The organism is Halobaculum roseum (assembly GCF_019880245.1).
GTDB lineage: Archaea > Halobacteriota > Halobacteria > Halobacteriales > Haloferacaceae > Halobaculum > Halobaculum roseum.
In genome coordinates this window covers 78,638-93,414 of the sequence record NZ_CP082289.1, presented here as the reverse complement: position 1 = coordinate 93,414, position 14,777 = coordinate 78,638, and the positions used below count along the sequence as shown (strand labels likewise).

Below are 14,777 nucleotides of genomic sequence, written 5' to 3'. Positions count from 1 at the left end.
GGTGCGTGGTTAGAATCCACAACTCGTGCCACCGACCACGATGTTGTTCAGGATGAACTGGACGATCTCCGTCCCGAGGGGGGCGACGATCACGCCCCAGAGCAGGCCCTGATTCCGGACAGATTTCATCTCCTTCTTCCAGTCCGAGCGACGGGTGAACGGGATCGCCACCGTCGCGCCGAGCGCGAGGACGCCGCCGATGAGCGGCCCACCGAACTGGATGATGGTGAAGATGTTCTGGATGGTGTCGGCCATGTTCGAGTCGCAGAATGCGCTCCCCGGATCCGACTGTGCGGCCGCCGTCCCCACGAACAGGATCAGCGGGAGGAGCGCCAGCAGAATCGGGCCGATGGACCTGTGGATGATCCGAATGACGGACGTCGATTCCTCAGTACTGGCCGGCGTCTCGCCGGAGGGGACCTTAGCACACATCGTTTGTGGGAAAGGATAGCACGACCAAAAGAGGTCAGAAAATTTGAATGAATTTGTAGATCTTCAAAGTTCTCCAAGTTCTCTAGAGAAGTTCTCATTCTACTGGGATATATGCGACCGCATAGCCTGGGTCGAACTAATGTCAGACGCGGACACAGCAACCAGCGCCAGCAACTCCGACTCGGATGTTAGCGACGATGTGGCCCGAATCAATATGCGAATCCCGCAGGACAAATACGAGTGGTTACAGGAAGAACTCGACTCATTCACGAGTGATACAGGCCGATTCCAGTACCTCATCCAGTTCTATTCCGACCACAAAGAAGATGACACCGACTGCTGATCTGCGACCCACAGGGCGACTTAGACCTGCAGCGGAGCAACGATGAGAAGCGGGCAATCCTCGCCCTCGAAATAGTACTGCTTTACCGTCGTCGCGTCCTCGAACTCGTCCGCATCCTCAGGAAGGGTGATCGTGCGGGCGCTGCTGTGTTCGTGGATCGAGTAGATGCCGAGTTCGGAGAGGTCCTCACACTCGGCGGGATCCAGTTCTCTACTGACCGCCTCCAACCACGCTTCAACTGACACGGAGGACCGCTCGTCCGTATCAGTTTCACGGGGGGTACTGCGGGGACTGGCTTGTGCCATGATACATTTGCACATACTTGCGTCTTATCTACTAAATACTGACGGCCAATGACTTTCTTAAAATCTGACTATGTAACTAATGAAGTGTTTGTCTGACGCCGACCGAATACACGTTAAGAAACGCTATTCTGAGGCGTTGAGACACGCTTGGATATCAGCACCAGTCGGAAAAGTCAAAATCACGAGAGGAACGGCGACAAGCGACCACCCGACTGGATCCAACTGTGGAACCGGATTCGACGAGAGATAGGCTCCAATTCCGAGTACGACAATAGGGGTATAGAGGAGAGTCGGCGCGATCGAACCGAGTCGGATAGCGACCGTCGGAGCAGACGGGGCGTAAACGGCGTCAACGTATGGGCCACGTCGATTGACACCGAACGAGACTGATTCCGCATAGAGCCTGTGGACGGCGTAGTGTGCGGACTCATGGAGGATCCACGCTACACCACACGCGAGTAGGTAGACGCCGAATATCAGAACCGTCTCATGGAACATTGGAACTACCGTCGAACGGTTCGAAATGGGAGGACATCGCAGATAAGCCTGAAGGGTAACCGTGGCTAGCGACCTTAACCAACAAGCTCGTGAACAACGGCAGGCTGTTGGTTAACGCGGAGAGACAGTCGATACCGCTGCCGTTCCTCATTTGATCTCGATGACCTCGCCCTGGCCTTCGTGGAGTCGCTCGCGGATTTCAGTTAGTAACTCCTGCCCTTCCTCGTACAGCTCACTCCCTTCATCAAGTGACACCTCATCCGCGTCGAGTTGGTCGATAATCTCTTCGATTCGGTTCATCCGACTCCTGATGTCCGTGTCTTTTGCCATCGATTAGATCACCCCCAGCCAGAGTGCAGTAATGAGCAGCAACAGCACTAGGAGCACGACAATTGCAACCTTGTAGTAAACTGGCGACAGGCCCTCAGGCGCGGTCGCCTCTTCGACTGCCTCGGCCAGTTCCTGTTCGTGTTCGTGCTCCTGTTCAAAGGTCTCGTACGCGGCCTCAAGCTGTTGCTCAAGCGGGCCAATGTCGCTAGCCAGGAAGTCATTCCGAGACTTCGCGATGTACTCGCCGGCCGCTGTCGGTGTGATCGCGGCCATATCCGCTACCCGATCCGCGATTAGCCGGTCGTCAGTATGGCCAATTGCCGTGACGATCGGGGTGTTCGCGGTGAAGATCGCTTCCGCGACCCGCTCGGTGTTGAACGCCTGAAGGTTCGAATCGCTCCCACCGCCGCGGCCGACGATAATTGAATCGACGTCCTCGGAGCGGTCCAGATGGTGAATCCCGTTCGCGATAGACGTCGGTGCCTCTGACCCTTGGACGGTCGCATCCTTCACCAGGATGTCGACTGTAGGGTCTTGCTCGTGGATCGCGCTCTGGATGTCGTACCGAGCATCCCCTCGGAGTGAGGTCACAACACCGACCCGTTCCGGAAACGCTGGCGGGCGCTGTTTCTGCTCGTCGTCGAACCAGCCACGCTCTTCGAGCTCGCTGCGCAGTCGCTCGACCGCGGCCGCTTGGTCGCCGTCGCCGACGACGATCACTTCCCACGGCTTGAGGTCGATTTTCCCGCCTTCAGTCCAGTAGTCGATATCGCCTTCCAGGATGACCTCAGTCCCGTCCTCGAGCTCGGCGTCCATCTTCCGATAGCGGTTTGCCCAGATCATACAGGGGAGCTCGGCGTCGCCATCGGTAAGCGTGAAGTAGAGCGCTGTACTGTTCTGATGGAGATCCGTGACTTCGCCAATACAGCGGACACCGTCGAGGGCAGGCGCATCCTCGACGACCGAGGCGATTCGGTCGTTCAGCTGTGACACGCTGAGGACGTCTCCTGCCTCAGGCTCGACCGCCTGCCGTTCAGTATCCGGTGCGTCCGCCATCTTCGTTTCCTAACTTCTGTACAGGAACCTCAAAAAGCTACGTTCGAGTGACGGGCTTGGCTGCGTTACGCAGGCCTACAGGTCGCGGGGCTGGACCGTCTTCCGGTCGTTGGACTCGGCACGCTCTGCGGCGTCGTCGAGCAGTTCGGCGACCTCCTCGTTGAGCGTGTCGTAGAAATCTGCCGAGACGTTGTTGTCCGAGAGTGCGTCCTTCACGGCTGCTTTGACGATTAGGTCAGACATTCCATCGCGGAATTCACCTGTCCACTATATAAAGGTTCGAAGTTTTCACGCGATATCCCGACCCAGTCAAGCCAAAATCGCCTCGGGGTACCAGAGAGAACATATGCCACCCCTCAAAATAGAGAACAGACGGATGCACGATCTAACTGGGTTCCAGCGGGACATCTTGTATGTAACGGCCGGGCTCAAGGAACCACACGGGCTCGCAATCAAAGACGAACTCGACGACTACTACGAACAGGAGATCAACCACGGGCGCCTCTATCCGAATCTCGACGACCTCGTCGACAAAGGACTGCTCGAGAAGGGTGAACTCGACAGGCGGACGAACGTATACACAGTTACACAGCGCGGTCAGCGTGAAATAGAGGCACGTCGTGAGTGGGAAACCCAGTATCTGGGAACCGTGGACTCAGGGACTGCATAGCGTTCTATCCAAGTGGGTGCAGTAATCGAACAATCAAGTTCTCGTTTCAACGAAATACATCCGAGGGCTCGTTACGATCCATCCGCCAATAGGTTATCGACGAGGCGGGTGAACCGGTCGATCATCCGATCGGACAGCGAGGGGGAGATCTCTTCGAGGAGGCGAGCGGTCTCAGTCCGCTCGGCTGCGACCAGCGTCACGTGATTATTGACATCTCGGTGTTTCTCGATGAGATTCTGTTCCGTCAAATGATCCAAGTGCCACTCAAGGGTTCCCCGAGCAATCCCGAGGGACTCTGTGACAGCGTTCGGGCTGGATGTTCCCTGTTCGAGAACACAGAATAAGATGTCGCGTGCTGTTTCCCGGCGAAGGACAGCGATTGCTCCCCGCTCCCACGCATCATATTCCGGTGTGTAATAGTGGGTCCGGCCATAGAGAGGTAGGTTGACCACTCTCTCTTGATTCTGGAGTTTCCTGAGATGGTACTGTACCTGTCCTGGTGCGAGGTCGAGTCTCCGCGTGAGCGCGTTGAAGTGTTCTCCAGGGTGGGTGGCAATATACTCGTGAATTCGGTCACGTTGGTGTGTCATGTATCGAAGTTGGTCTCGTTCGAAATGGTTCGGGAGTGATAGACTGCAGCAATAACGAGCGCTACAAGAATGACATCAAGCCCGTGTTCGAGGAGGTGATGCTCGGCTTGTGAAAACAGGCCTACGATGGAGATCCCCGCAACCGCAGAGCGTCCAAGAAGGGCAGCCAATGCAGCGACGATTAACAGATATGGACGGGATTGGCGTTGAACGAACGCGCCGATCGCAAGTCCCAGAAGTACCGCTGTACCCGCAGCCGCGGCGGTGATCACCACGAGCAACGGAAGGGACTGCGAACCGGTAAACCCGCTATGGAGTGGGACAAATCCCGCCATGTGGGCTGAATTTGAAACGCAGTTACCTGAGAACGTCGATTCGAGTTACTCCGGATGTTAGAATTGTAGAGAGTGGTTGGTGGTTCCAAACCTCTTCAGAGGGAGCAGTACCCAGATGCGAACCCAAGATTGTCTCACTTTTTTGTCCTTCACTATCACGACATACACGTATGTCCTCGTTCTCAGATCGTGCGCTCCTGACGGCGGTCGTCGCGGATGTCACGCTGATTCTCGGGTACGCCATCAGTGCGGTTCATCCTGACCGTCGAGTGTGGCCCATCGGTGACAGCTCTTGGCGGTGGTGGTTCAATTGGTCAGCGCTCTCCGTCGTGTTCGCTGGGTTTCCCGTGCTGGGCGCGCTCGATCGGGACTCCTTCATTTTCACCGAACGTTGGAGCAAACTCACGGGTAGCGGTATCGCCGCACTCGGGATGGGATTTGCCCTCTCAGCACTCTTCGAACTTGGGTGGATGGAAAGCAGTGGAAGAGAAGGGGAACTTCGGACGAACGGTATCTACCAGTACACGCGCAACCCTCAGAGCGTGGGATTCATTACGTTCATCGTCGGCGCGATCATTGCAGTGAACTCCCGGAAACTGGCTGTACACGGCATCTTGACCATCCTCGTGTACGCACTGTTCCCGTTTGCCGAAGAACCGTGGCTGCGAGAGCAGTATGGCCAGGAATACGAGCAATACCGCAAGCGGGCCCCCCGATTTATCGGGTGGAACTTGGTGAAGAAGCTCATCACCAGATAGTCTACTACCGACCTTGAGCGGGGATTCAAGAACTCTACCAGAACCGCCTTTTCCGTTGGCTTCCTAACTGTCGTCAATGACTGATGAGAGAGGTATCCCTCGCAGAGAATTCCTCAAGTCGGCCGTCGCTATCGGAGGCGCAGCGGCATTCAGTGCCTGTTTAGGCCGTGAAGATGTTGACGTCCCAACAGGGCCGGATGATCTCTCGTCGTATCCACAACGTCAGCACGCTTGGAATGAGGCCCTCCCACGGGACGACCACGGGAACGTCGTCGCTCCGAGCCATCGTGTGCTCCTCTATCTAAATTACCGACGAGACGGGCCCCCGAACGAAGACGACCGTGACCAAGTTGAAACAGCTCTCCGTGGGATCGAACACGCCTACGAGCGAAGCGGGGGCGGGTTATTGCTCACGGTGAGTTATTCTCCGGCATACTTCGACCGATTCGACGAATCGCTTCCCGAAGACGTTGACCTCCCTGATCCAGAAGCACTTGCGCCGTTTGAGGATCCCGAGTTCGATACGCCCGATGCAGTCGTCCATCTCGCGAGTAACACGGCACAGGTGGTGCTCGGTGCCGAAGAAGCCCTCAAAGGGAACAAATCAACCCTCAACGGTGTCGATCAGCCTGACGCTACACTGACCGATGTTTTCTCAATCGCCGACCGGCGGACGGGCTTTATTGGGGACGGGTTGCCGGCGGAGAATGCTGACGATGCAGAGGGTGTTCCGGCAGATAAGGTCCCAGAGGACGCGCCGCTGTTTATGGGATTCAAATCGGGATTCAAAAAGAACCAGGCCAGTGAAGATCGCGTGACAATCCAGTCGGGGCCGTTCGCCGGTGGAACGACCCAGCACATCTCCAAGCTCCAGCTCAATCTCAATCAGTGGTACAATCAGGACGATCGCTGGCAGCGTGAGGCGAAGATGTTCTGTCCGTACCACGCCGAGAACGACGTAATCGAGGGCGCTGGAGACAATCTCGGAACCAGCAGCAAAATCGACGACTGTCAGCCAACGGATGAGACGGCCCGCGAGATGGGCGTCGTCGGTCACTCCCAGAAATCCGCCCGCGCTCGCGATGACGATGACTCGCCTCTCATCCTTCGGCGCGACTTCGATTCTACCGACGGTGAAACCGCCAGCCTCCACTTCCTTGCGCTCCAGCGACGGATCACCGACTTCGTCGACACGAGAGAAGCGATGAATGGCACTGACGTCACCGAGCAGTCGGCCGTCGGTCAGCGAAACAACAACGGCATCCTGCAGTACATCCGAACGGAGCGTCGCGGTAATTTCCTCGTCCCCCCACGGTCGTTGCGTTCGCTGCCGCCTGCGCGACCGGTCGAGAACGCACAGGAGGTGACGCATGAATCGTCGTGACGTGCTTCGGGCGGTCGGGGGCACGTCACTCGTGGGGCTCGCGGGGTGTACCGGCCTGTTTGAGACGCGGTCAGCGCGGGCACCACCGCTCCCCGAGAACCGCCCGGACGCAGTCTACTATCCGACCCACTACGAGGGCATGAAAATGCCCGGAATGAAGGAACAGGGCGGGTACAGTTGTGCGCTCACGTACTCGTATGCGCACCGGTTCTGGCTGATGAAGCCGAATGGGATCACGAAGGTCGAGATTCAATCCGAAGATTCGATTCACCTGATGCCGGTCGTTTGGGAGACACAGACGGGGATCATCCCACCCGATATCAATCCACAGCTCACGATTACACAGGACGGCGAGCAGGTCGACCAGTTCGCACCGTGGCCGATGCTCTCCCAGCCGATGGGGTTTCACTTCGGCGATAACGCACAGCTCCAGGGCGACGGCACATACACTGTCGAGGTCAGCATCGGCGGGCCGTCGACGCGACGGACGGGGTCGCTGGCCGAGAATCAGGGGAACGCCTCGTTCACGTTCGAGTTCGAATTCAGCGAATCGACGCTCAACGAGATCTCGTATACGGACATTCCCGACGACAGAGAAGGCACGAAGGGTGCTGTCGACCTGATGGACATGGAGATGTTACCGAGTTCGCAAGTGCCGACACCGGACGCGCTCCCGGGGGACGTTCGTGGCTCGGGGACGAGTGGGGACGCGAAGTTCGTGGTTACGATCCTCGAAGACGCGTCACGTTTCGGTGGGGACGAGGAGCAGAGGTATCTCGCTGTTTCTCCGCGCACACCCTACAATCGAACGATGCTGCCGATGATGTCGCTTTCGGGAACACTGCACCGTGACGGGATGTCAGTGTTCGACGGAATTCTACAGGCAACCATCGATCCAGAGCTCCGCTATCACTACGGAGCGACGGTCGCAGATGTACAGACGGGAGATGAGCTGACGATCACGGTCGATTCGCCCCCACAAACAGCTCGCCATGAAGGATACGAGACAGCCTTCGTTGATATGCCAGATGTGCAGGTGACGTTGTAGTTCCAAAGGTGTCTTTAGAATTCCAACCGAAGCCAAATCTATGGAAGAGAAGCACCTCCTACTGGCGACGTTACTTGGCGTTGTCTCACTCCTGGTACTCACCGGATTCGTCGTTCGCTTAGCGTAGACAGTCACAGAATGGCCGAGGCTGGCAGTTACAGAAACCCCCGGTTGACGACAGCGAGGTCGACTCAATGAATCTACCAAACATAGTATCTCAGAGGAGAACATGAATCGGAGAACGTTTCTCAAACAGGGGACTGCTCTCTCGGGGGGCCTGGTACTGTCTGGTTGCCTGGGGCGGCTCGGATTCGAGACGCAGTCTGCATGGCGTGATCCACCGATCGTGGAGGATCGACCTGACGCGGTCTACTATCCGGCAATCATCGAAGGGATGGGAATGTACGGAACGACGACGGCAGGCAGTCTCGGATTTGCACTGATGCACTCCTTCCCGCACCGTTTCTGGAACCTCACTGGCTCACGAAAGACGAAAGTCGTCGTTCAGTCGGATGATTCGGTGCATCTGATGGCGAGTGTCTGGGACACCGAGACGGAGACGATCCTCCCGGTCGACGTCTCTGTCGAAATCAGTAACAGCGACGGTCGAGTGTCCTCGACCAACCTCTGGCCGATGATCTCGCCGAATATGGGGTTCCACTACGGCGACAATATCGCTCTCCCGGGGGAAGGACAGTACGATGTGACGCTCCAGGTTGGCCCGTTGCAGACAGCTCGTACGAGTCCATTCAACGGGCGATTTACAGAGGGACAGTCTGCCACGATGCAGTTCACGTTCGATACGGATGAGACGTACAATTTGGAGATTCGCCGGTTAGGGGACAAAGCAGGCACCCGTGGGACAGTCGATCTAATGGATATGGAAATGATTCCTGAACCGGTCGTGCCGACAAAATCCGAGCTTCCCGGTCGACTACTCCACGAAGGGCAATCCGGTGACGCAACGATGCTGGTTGCTCTCGTTGACGGTGACCATCGGTTTAGTGATACTGAAGGACCCTTCCTAATCGTTTCTCCACGCACACCCTACAATCGCGTGATGCTCCCGAGGATGGCTCTTTCAGCAACACTCGACCGTGGAGGGGATACAATCACACAAGGGACACTCCAAGCGTCCCTTGATCCTGACCTCGGGAGTTTCTATGGGATGGGTATTGATGAACTCAAGACTGGCGATACGGTCAGAATCACTGTAGAGACACCACCCCAACTGGCGCGCCACGACGGCTACGAAACCGCGTTTCTCGACATGGACCCGATTGAGTTCACTGCCGAGTGATCTTTCTGGTTGAGTTCTGACCTTAGTGTGCGATCCGTTGTTCTCTCGAAACCACCAGAATCAGGGTAGATATGGGGGCGTCGCTCCTGGAAGTGAGAGAATCCAGAGGCTAATAACGGTGTACCCGATCATCACACCGATGAACGGGTACTGGCTCCGGATTGCGACGAGACGACTCGAGAAGAGTTCGTAGGCGGTCGCGTGCGCTGCCCAGATAGCGAGGAGATGCCCGATGAGCACGTAGGCGATACTCAAACCCTCGAACCACCCAGGTGGAGACAATGTCAGGGGATTCGCTGGGGGCGACAGTGGAGAGAGAATTGCCATGCCTAGAGCCGGACTGAGGGATACAGCCAGTCCGGTGTAGTGGGCGAGGTGATATCCCGCTGCGATGGCCAATAGCGAGGGTGCAAACCGAAAGGCGATACGTTTCGCTGTGATGTATGTCCCGGTCCGTCGCCGAGAGAGTACGCCCGCATACCAATACGCGGCGAAGAAAACGACGTAGCCACTGACGAAAAGGAGTGTGTAGATGAGGATCGCACGAATCTGTACGGCTCCCACTCCAATATTGGAGAGGCTGACGAGTGCCTCGGTAGTTGCTGCGCCCGTCTGCGTCGTGATGAAGCCGCTGTACGTGAGCTCCCAAATCAGCGCAATGACGAACGCAACATCGGAGGTGTCCGTGATTAAGTCTGAGTCAGTCAGGTCGCTACCGGGCAGTTTTACAGTGAGCTTCCCGTCCCGCCGTTTTACAGGGGCGACAGCCCCGAAAAATCGGAACAGGACGGATAACGGATCTGCGTTCTCGAACCACGCGTCAGGACCGAAGAGTACTGCGCCTGCGATTGTGACGGCACTGTAGCCGAGGATCGCAAGCGAAAGAATTGACGGAATCGTGCTGACAGGGAAAATCACCTCAATCCACACAAGGAGTAATAGGCCACCGACAGCTGGCCATCGGGCTAATTCTCTTGGATACGTTCTGTGTCCAGCTGGGAGAAGCGAGACGATCCCTCGCCAGGGGTTCAGTGCTGGCCAAACGTTCCCTCCAAGATACGTAAGCATCGGCAAGCCCGCTCGAACGACGACAAATGTGACGAGAATGGTGAAGCTTGCTGTCGGGAGCTGCGGTCCGGTCAGTCCGAGATACACTGCCAGTCCAAGGACGACAATCCCAAAACTACGTCCGATCCATCGAATCGGTGTCCACCAGTCGTCGACCGTCGGACCGGGGAGTGACCAGTTGTGGAGATAGCGGATAAAGGCTCGATCAGTAACGAAGCTCGCAAGTAGGGCAGAGGCGCCGATCGTGGCGCCGCCAGTGGCAAGATACAGCCATCGGGGAACGGCAAGGGTATCCCGAGGCTGCTTCGAGAGCGTCATCCCGTTACCGGCAGCGACTGTTTCGGTAAACAGCGTCAGTATCGAGACCCAGAGTACAAACTGTACGAAGAGTCTGAGCTTCGTGTTCGAGACGACCCAATGACGAAGCCTCGACCCTGGACCTGACTCTATGTGTACCTCTTCGCTTGCCCCGGTGTTCGTATCTGAGTCAGGCAAAGATAGCATACATGAATAGAAGACCGAAGTACAGGAGCACGAGGGCTCCAAGCGCTTTCAGACGGAGTGTACGCAACTCGTCTTCTTCGTCTGCTCGGGCAGAGAGGAATGCGTCCTCCTCGTCGTCATCCAGCTCTTGGGGATGTTCTAAGCCTTTGTGGAGGACGAGGCGGTCGGTCGTCGGGAACGGATGCCCACAGTAATCACACTCCCCTGCAGGTGAGTCACGCCGTGGAACCGTAGTGCCTTCGTATGACATACTCTCGAAAGCTGTTATTCGGCCGTAGGCCAGTCAGCGTTGAAACCGTTCTGGTTCGACGTTCGAACTTCTCCGCTCGCGTATCGACCTACGTGGCGTCATCAATGGCCAGAATGGTCGGTTACAACAGATCTGCTAGCGAAGAACGAAGTTGTCCAAACGCTCCCTTTGACAGCGTGGAAGTAGTCTTTTGTTCAGAGTGGTTGTCTTCGACTGGAGACTGACTCTCCGTTTCTCGCTCTTCTTCGTAGGCGTCGCAGTAGATGCACATAAAAAAGAGTAGGCAGAGCGTCTCTATAAAACCATTTGACCGTAAGATGGGATAGCGCGGAGAATCGGGACTAAGCAGTATTACCAGCTTCAGACTGTGAGGTTATACCGCACCAATATTAACTAACGGCTGAATTACAGCCATTTTCTATTAACTATAGGGGTATCAATAACAGCCGATTTATTATATCGTGAAGCTCAACTCGAGATAATGAGCGATTCCGAAGACACGGATTCAACCTTCACGGGAGCGAGTCCATGGCCACTCTTTGTCGCTATTGGATTTGCTCTCTCGGAGGTCGGTGTCGTTCTCGGCCTTCGTCCTGTCTCTGTTGCGGGACTGTTGTTGTTCGTCGGATCTGTTGCTGGCATTCTCACAGAGGCGGAGTATATTACTGAACCAGCGAAAGCAGCAGGTGTTCAAGGATTCGTCCTCTTCGGCATCGGTATCTTGCTGATCACACAGAACCAGACCGGGACGACAATCCGCGGTCAATCGATTGCGATCGCTGGTATCCTGTGTCTCGTTGGTGCACTTGTCTGGGTAGGCTTCGTTCGAAGGAAGACCCGCGCAACGGTATCGACAGCAGAGACGTCGGAAACAACATCTGATTGAGTTTCAGTAACAAACTATCGATGGAATTCGATAACACGAAAACGGTAATCGCGTTCGGGGTCCTGCTCACCCTCATAATTGGTGGGACGATGATGAGTCCGACGAGCAAAAGTACAGTCATGATGGTGAGCGTCGGCCTCGTCGTGTTTGGAGTCTTTACGCTCTTCCTCGAGGTCAAACACGGTGAGTATCGAGCAAACCATACTTAGGTCTGCATTTGAGATGAGACAACGGCCGAGTTAATAATATAGGGCAAAGTATTTATTAGGTATTGGCAGAAAATGGGTGTTTTATAGCAGTCGATTTAATAAATGTGTAGTGGCTAGGGGAGAGTGATGACCTCCCCCGACGACGATTCCCACAACAGGAGTGGTGAGCCACCGGATCGCGCCCACGAACACGAAGAAGGGTCCCACGAGCATAGTCACACGCATGACCACGACCACAGTGATCACGAACACGCCCAACACACAGAACAGGGCGTCGACGACGTTTCTCCACCCATAGACCAAGGGGACGTTGCACAATTCGCGGTCCCGGAGATGGATTGTCCATCCTGTGCAGGAAAGGTAGAGAACAGCGTCGAAAAACTGGACGGAATCCGCAGCGTCGACCCGCAAGTGACGAAAGGGACGCTGACCGTTTCATACGACGGCGAACAAACGAGTGCCACCGCGATTGCTAATCGGGTCGAAAAGGCCGGGTACACCGTGGAGGACACCGGCGAAGTGTCCTCGAAATTCACGGTTCCGGAAATGGATTGCCCGTCGTGTGCTGGCAAAATCGAGAACGCTCTCGAGAGGGTCGAGGGAATTACAACATTCGAAACCCAGCCGACGACCGGAACCGTCGTCGTCACGTACGATTCTTCGAGGACTGGAGAAGCCGATATCATCGGCGCTATCGAACGTGCCGGGTACAAGGTTACAGACACGTCGAGCGACGAATCAGGACGGCAGGACCCGACTGAGGAACGCGAGAGCATCTGGACGAGTCCACGAGCACTCAAGACGTGGATCAGCGGTGGATTCGTCGCTCTCGGCTTGCTCTTCGAGTTCTTCCTGACCGGGCAGAATGTACAGCTTGCAAGCCTTCTCGGAACGGAGCTGCTCGTCGCCGACGTACTGTTCCTCGTTGCCGTCGCGTCCGGTGGTCAGGAGATCTTCCGCAACGGCTACTACTCCGCTCGGAATCTGAACCTCGATATCGACTTCCTGATGTCGGTGGCTATCCTCGGAGCACTCGTTGCGAGCCTCGCCTTCGGTGAGGCGCTCTACTTCGAGGCGGCCACCCTCGCGTTCCTGTTCAGTATCGCCGAGCTGCTGGAGCGGTACTCGATGGATCGCGCTCGGAACTCGCTCCGGGAGTTGATGGACCTCTCACCGGATGAGGCAACCGTCAAACGGGACGATACCACGGAGACAGTTCCTGTCGACGAGGTCGCTGTCGGCGACGTGGTCGTCGTCAAACCGGGGGAGAAGATCCCGATGGACGGAACCGTCGTCGACGGTGAAAGCGCCGTCAATCAGGCACCCATCACAGGCGAAAGCGTACCCGTCGACAAGACGATGGGAGATGAGGTATACGCCGGCACGATCAACGAAGAGGGCTATCTTGAGGTAGAGGTTACCTCTGAAGCCGGTGATAACACGCTCTCGCGAATCGTGGAGATGGTCGAGGATGCCCAGTCGAACAAGACCGAGCGCGAGCAATTCGTCGAACGCTTCTCAACGTACTACACGCCAGTCGTCGTTGCCTTCGCCATTTTGACGACGGTGGGAAGCCCGTACGTTCTCGGCACGACCTGGCCCACGGCCGTCGTCTACGGGTTGACGTTACTGGTACTGGCCTGCCCGTGTGCGTTCGTCATCTCGACACCCGTGTCCGTCGTGTCGGGAATTACGAGCGCCGCGAAGAACGGCGTCCTGATCAAGGGCGGCAACCACCTCGAAGCGATGGGGGCCGTCGACGTCGTCGCCTTCGACAAAACGGGGACGCTCACGAAAGGTGAGCTCACCGTCACTGACGTCGTTCCATTAAACGAAAATTCGGAGGAAGACGTCCTCCGGTGTGCCCGCGGGCTCGAACAACGGAGCGAACATCCCATCGGCGAGGCGATCGTCGCTGAGGCCGGCAGCATGGGAGTCGCCGAGCGCGAGATCGATGATTTCGAGAGCATCACCGGCAAGGGCGTCCGGGCCGACCTCGACGGGACGCCCCACTTCGCTGGCAAGCCGGGGCTGTTCGAGGAGCTGGGATTCGACCTATCACACGTCCACGCGACCACTGACGGCGGTGTCGTCACCCAGACAGCTCGGCAGATATGCGACCGGAACAACTGCCTCGACCTTCTCGACGAGACCGTTCCCGAACTCCAAGCAGAAGGGAAGACCGTTGTCCTCGTTGGAACCGAAGACGAACTCGAAGGCGTCATCGCAGTCGCCGACGAGATCCGACCCGAAGCGAAGCGAACAGTGACGCGACTCAAGCAACTCGGCGTCTCCCGAACGGTGATGCTGACGGGTGACAATGAGCGGACTGCCCGCGCGATCGCCGAACAGGTCGGCGTCGACGAGTACCAGGCCGAATTACTCCCCGAGGACAAGGTGACGGCGATCGAGGAGCTCGTCGAGGAGTACGACGGCGTTGCGATGGTCGGTGACGGCATCAACGACGCACCGGCGCTCGCCACCGCCACAGTCGGCGTGGCGATGGGGGCTGCCGGGACTGATACCGCATTGGAGACCGCCGACATCGCCTTGATGGGTGATGACCTCGCAAAGCTCCCGTACCTCTACGAACTCGCACACGATGCGAACGGGGTCATCCGACAGAACATCTGGTCGAGTCTCGCTGTCAAAGCCGGGCTGGCAGTCGCAGTCCCGTTCGGATACGTCCCGATCTGGCTCGCCGTCCTCGCTGGCGATGCCGGAATGACGACGGCCGTCACCGGGAACGCGATGCGACTCTCTCGAATCACGCCGGAGACAGACACCGAAACCAGCGCTTCGGAGGGGTAA

General features: G+C 56.9%; 18 protein-coding genes. 9 read left to right on the top strand and 9 right to left on the bottom strand.

Going from position 1 to position 14,777, the window contains the following annotated elements:
* Positions 1-9 precede the first annotated feature (9 nt).
* Entirely contained in the window at positions 10-432 is a 423-nt protein-coding gene (locus K6T36_RS18465; protein WP_004594540.1) for a hypothetical protein, read from the bottom strand.
* A gap of 139 nt (positions 433-571) precedes the next feature.
* Here K6T36_RS18465 and K6T36_RS18460 point away from each other — a divergent pair, with 139 nt between their 5' ends.
* Complete coding sequence (locus K6T36_RS18460; protein WP_004594541.1) at positions 572-775, top strand: hypothetical protein; 204 nt, start codon at positions 572-574, stop codon at positions 773-775.
* A gap of 20 nt (positions 776-795) precedes the next feature.
* Here K6T36_RS18460 and K6T36_RS18455 read toward each other — a convergent pair whose 3' ends face one another.
* The 4 genes from K6T36_RS18455 to K6T36_RS18440 form a co-directional block, all read right to left on the bottom strand.
* Positions 796-1,020 (bottom strand): hypothetical protein, encoded by a 225-nt coding sequence (locus K6T36_RS18455; protein WP_199242302.1) that lies wholly within the window; start codon positions 1,018-1,020, stop codon positions 796-798.
* A gap of 705 nt (positions 1,021-1,725) precedes the next feature.
* Positions 1,726-1,908: an exodeoxyribonuclease VII small subunit gene (xseB, locus tag K6T36_RS18450; protein WP_011222436.1), complete on the bottom strand. Its 183-nt coding sequence runs from the start codon at positions 1,906-1,908 to the stop codon at positions 1,726-1,728.
* A 3-nt stretch (positions 1,909-1,911) separates the two neighbouring features.
* Positions 1,912-2,964, bottom strand: coding sequence for an exodeoxyribonuclease VII large subunit (gene xseA / locus K6T36_RS18445; protein ID WP_004594545.1), 1,053 nt, complete (start codon positions 2,962-2,964; stop codon positions 1,912-1,914).
* Positions 2,965-3,039: 75 nt separating this feature from the next.
* A complete protein-coding gene (locus tag K6T36_RS18440; RefSeq protein ID WP_004594546.1) occupies positions 3,040-3,207 on the bottom strand; it encodes a DNA-binding protein in 168 nt (55 codons plus the stop codon).
* A 133-nt stretch (positions 3,208-3,340) separates the two neighbouring features.
* On the opposite strand from K6T36_RS18440, the gene K6T36_RS18435 reads away from it, so the two are divergent.
* Positions 3,341-3,634 (top strand): PadR family transcriptional regulator, encoded by a 294-nt coding sequence (locus K6T36_RS18435; RefSeq protein WP_004594547.1) that lies wholly within the window; start codon positions 3,341-3,343, stop codon positions 3,632-3,634.
* Between the two features lie 71 nt (positions 3,635-3,705).
* On the opposite strand, the gene K6T36_RS18430 is transcribed toward K6T36_RS18435, so the two are convergent.
* Together K6T36_RS18430 and K6T36_RS18425 are read right to left on the bottom strand one after the other, a co-directional pair.
* Entirely contained in the window at positions 3,706-4,224 is a 519-nt protein-coding gene (locus K6T36_RS18430) for a winged helix-turn-helix transcriptional regulator (RefSeq protein ID WP_004594548.1), read from the bottom strand.
* Positions 4,221-4,499 (bottom strand): DUF7471 family protein, encoded by a 279-nt coding sequence (locus K6T36_RS18425; protein ID WP_225935279.1) that lies wholly within the window; start codon positions 4,497-4,499, stop codon positions 4,221-4,223. Before K6T36_RS18425 ends, K6T36_RS18430 begins: the two co-directional genes overlap by 4 nt.
* 230 nt (positions 4,500-4,729) lie before the next feature.
* On the opposite strand from K6T36_RS18425, the gene K6T36_RS18420 reads away from it, so the two are divergent.
* The 4 genes from K6T36_RS18420 to K6T36_RS18405 all read left to right on the top strand — a co-directional run bounded on the left by K6T36_RS18420 (position 4,730) and on the right by K6T36_RS18405 (position 9,049).
* Positions 4,730-5,317 carry a methyltransferase family protein gene (locus K6T36_RS18420; protein ID WP_004594550.1) on the top strand — a complete coding sequence of 196 codons (588 nt, stop codon included), beginning with the start codon at positions 4,730-4,732 and terminating at the stop codon, positions 5,315-5,317.
* 76 nt (positions 5,318-5,393) lie between these two features.
* Entirely contained in the window at positions 5,394-6,701 is a 1,308-nt protein-coding gene (locus K6T36_RS18415) for a twin-arginine translocation signal domain-containing protein (RefSeq protein ID WP_011222434.1), read from the top strand.
* The gene (locus K6T36_RS18410) at positions 6,688-7,749 is read left to right on the top strand and encodes an iron transporter (RefSeq protein ID WP_004594552.1); all 1,062 of its coding nucleotides are present in this window, start codon (positions 6,688-6,690) and stop codon (positions 7,747-7,749) included. Before K6T36_RS18415 ends, K6T36_RS18410 begins: the two co-directional genes overlap by 14 nt.
* A 229-nt stretch (positions 7,750-7,978) precedes the next feature.
* A complete protein-coding gene (locus K6T36_RS18405) occupies positions 7,979-9,049 on the top strand; it encodes an iron transporter (RefSeq protein WP_011222433.1) in 1,071 nt (356 codons plus the stop codon).
* A gap of 60 nt (positions 9,050-9,109) precedes the next feature.
* Here the strand turns inward: K6T36_RS18405 and K6T36_RS18400 are convergent, their stop codons facing one another.
* Positions 9,110-10,621 carry a hypothetical protein gene (locus K6T36_RS18400; RefSeq protein WP_004594554.1) on the bottom strand — a complete coding sequence of 504 codons (1,512 nt, stop codon included), beginning with the start codon at positions 10,619-10,621 and terminating at the stop codon, positions 9,110-9,112.
* Positions 10,605-10,871, bottom strand: coding sequence for a hypothetical protein (locus K6T36_RS18395; protein ID WP_004594555.1), 267 nt, complete (start codon positions 10,869-10,871; stop codon positions 10,605-10,607). The genes K6T36_RS18400 and K6T36_RS18395 overlap by 17 nt, the downstream gene beginning before the upstream one ends.
* A 481-nt stretch (positions 10,872-11,352) precedes the next feature.
* Here K6T36_RS18395 and K6T36_RS18390 point away from each other — a divergent pair, with 481 nt between their 5' ends.
* The 3 genes from K6T36_RS18390 (at position 11,353) to K6T36_RS18385 (ending at position 14,777) form a co-directional block, all read left to right on the top strand.
* On the top strand, positions 11,353-11,757 hold the full coding sequence (locus K6T36_RS18390) for a DUF7541 family protein (RefSeq protein ID WP_004594556.1): 405 nt from the start codon (positions 11,353-11,355) through the stop codon (positions 11,755-11,757).
* A 20-nt stretch (positions 11,758-11,777) separates the two neighbouring features.
* Positions 11,778-11,966 carry a DUF7333 family protein gene (locus tag K6T36_RS19020; protein ID WP_004594557.1) on the top strand — a complete coding sequence of 63 codons (189 nt, stop codon included), beginning with the start codon at positions 11,778-11,780 and terminating at the stop codon, positions 11,964-11,966.
* A gap of 126 nt (positions 11,967-12,092) precedes the next feature.
* Positions 12,093-14,777, top strand: coding sequence for a heavy metal translocating P-type ATPase (locus tag K6T36_RS18385; protein WP_004594558.1), 2,685 nt, complete (start codon positions 12,093-12,095; stop codon positions 14,775-14,777).

What these genes read in the sequence shown, in the direction of transcription:
- K6T36_RS18465 (WP_004594540.1), bottom strand. Translation starts at nt 432, where the DNA reads ATGTGTGCTAAGGTCCCCTCCGGCGAGACGCCGGCCAGTACTGAGGAA.
- K6T36_RS18460 (WP_004594541.1), top strand. Translation starts at nt 572, where the DNA reads ATGTCAGACGCGGACACAGCAACCAGCGCCAGCAACTCCGACTCGGAT.
- xseB (WP_011222436.1), bottom strand. Translation starts at nt 1,908, where the DNA reads ATGGCAAAAGACACGGACATCAGGAGTCGGATGAACCGAATCGAAGAG.
- xseA (WP_004594545.1), bottom strand. Translation starts at nt 2,964, where the DNA reads ATGGCGGACGCACCGGATACTGAACGGCAGGCGGTCGAGCCTGAGGCA.
- K6T36_RS18440 (WP_004594546.1), bottom strand. Translation starts at nt 3,207, where the DNA reads ATGTCTGACCTAATCGTCAAAGCAGCCGTGAAGGACGCACTCTCGGAC.
- K6T36_RS18435 (WP_004594547.1), top strand. Translation starts at nt 3,341, where the DNA reads ATGCACGATCTAACTGGGTTCCAGCGGGACATCTTGTATGTAACGGCC.
- K6T36_RS18430 (WP_004594548.1), bottom strand. Translation starts at nt 4,224, where the DNA reads ATGACACACCAACGTGACCGAATTCACGAGTATATTGCCACCCACCCT.
- K6T36_RS18420 (WP_004594550.1), top strand. Translation starts at nt 4,730, where the DNA reads ATGTCCTCGTTCTCAGATCGTGCGCTCCTGACGGCGGTCGTCGCGGAT.
- K6T36_RS18415 (WP_011222434.1), top strand. Translation starts at nt 5,394, where the DNA reads ATGACTGATGAGAGAGGTATCCCTCGCAGAGAATTCCTCAAGTCGGCC.
- K6T36_RS18410 (WP_004594552.1), top strand. Translation starts at nt 6,688, where the DNA reads ATGAATCGTCGTGACGTGCTTCGGGCGGTCGGGGGCACGTCACTCGTG.
- K6T36_RS18405 (WP_011222433.1), top strand. Translation starts at nt 7,979, where the DNA reads ATGAATCGGAGAACGTTTCTCAAACAGGGGACTGCTCTCTCGGGGGGC.
- K6T36_RS18400 (WP_004594554.1), bottom strand. Translation starts at nt 10,621, where the DNA reads ATGCTATCTTTGCCTGACTCAGATACGAACACCGGGGCAAGCGAAGAG.
- K6T36_RS18395 (WP_004594555.1), bottom strand. Translation starts at nt 10,871, where the DNA reads ATGTCATACGAAGGCACTACGGTTCCACGGCGTGACTCACCTGCAGGG.
- K6T36_RS18390 (WP_004594556.1), top strand. Translation starts at nt 11,353, where the DNA reads ATGAGCGATTCCGAAGACACGGATTCAACCTTCACGGGAGCGAGTCCA.
- K6T36_RS19020 (WP_004594557.1), top strand. Translation starts at nt 11,778, where the DNA reads ATGGAATTCGATAACACGAAAACGGTAATCGCGTTCGGGGTCCTGCTC.
- K6T36_RS18385 (WP_004594558.1), top strand. Translation starts at nt 12,093, where the DNA reads ATGACCTCCCCCGACGACGATTCCCACAACAGGAGTGGTGAGCCACCG.